The sequence below is a fragment of the Moorena sp. SIO3I6 genome (assembly GCF_010672095.1).
Window position 1 is genome coordinate 1 of the sequence record NZ_JAAHHU010001687.1, and the last position, 1,073, is coordinate 1,073.

Here is a 1,073-nt window from a genome sequence, read left to right on the forward strand (position 1 = left end):
CCTTTTGGTTTAGTTGCCATCGAAGCCATGGCTAGTGCCACCCCTGTAGTAGCTAGTGATGTCGGTGGTCTTCAGTTTACCGTTGTATCTGAAGAAACTGGCTTACTGGCACCACCCAAAGATGCTGGTGCTTTTGCAGCTGCTATCGATCGGATTCTCTCGGATCACGACTGGAAAAATCAACTTGGCTTAGGGGCAAGAGCAAGGGTAGAAAATATGTTTAGCTGGAATGGTGTTGCCCATCAACTGAGTCAGCTCTATGAGAGCTTGCTGGAAGCCAAATCAGAGAATTTGGCAACAACTAGTGCCTAAAATCTATTGGGCACATTCATCCCCTGGCAATCAGGATAGATATTAAAGGTTAAAGGACAAAGTTACGACGCTACTATTCCTTTTGCCTTTTTGCTTAATTCTATTCATCCTGATGGGTGGGATAACTCTTGTATCTGTAAATTGGGAAAGTTTGGTAAATTGGATATCCTATATGTTGGCAAGCGATTGCTTCGTGAGTCCGGAATGATGTTACATTAAATTTCTTGTTTTGACCTTCAAGCAAGGAAAATAAAAGGTTATTGCTGTTCGCGTAGCGTAGCCCTTCGGGCTAATCGATATTGATCACAAAACCAGGCTAATCATTCCCGATGTTCCTGTAACTAGCATGTAACTAGGGTTTATGCATCCTACCAGTTATCCAATCTCCAATTCCCAATCCCCAAGTAGCAAGAAGAACTTGAATTATGGGTTCCCAAGGAGCTTATAAGCCATCCCTATCTAAGCATAGTGGTCAACAGCAGTATCGATCTTCTCCACAACTAACAGGAGGAGCCTATGAGTTGGAAGCCAGCAAACTCGATCTGCGTCGTATATTAGCTGCTGCTCGTCGTCGAGCTGTCTTGATGGCAGGGGTGGCCCTTACTGTGACATCCGGAATTATTGCCAAAACCTTAAGTGCAGTTCCGATCTATGAAGGCAAATTCCAGCTGTTACTCGAACCCATATCTGGTGAAGATCCGTTGGAGTTGCAGGCAAAACCCGGGGTACATAGCATTGCTGCTCCAACTAAAAGTTTCGAC

Annotated in this window: 1 protein-coding gene and 1 pseudogene; both read left to right on the top strand. The window is 44.5% G+C overall.

The annotated features are described in order from the left end of the window. Positions 1-312, top strand: a 312-nt coding sequence (locus F6K49_RS52305; protein ID WP_293110966.1) for a glycosyltransferase, incomplete at its 5' end; no start/stop codon positions are given. A gap of 425 nt (positions 313-737) precedes the next feature. After that, positions 738-1,073 (top strand): annotated as a pseudogene (locus tag F6K49_RS52310) (protein tyrosine kinase); the annotation flags it as partial.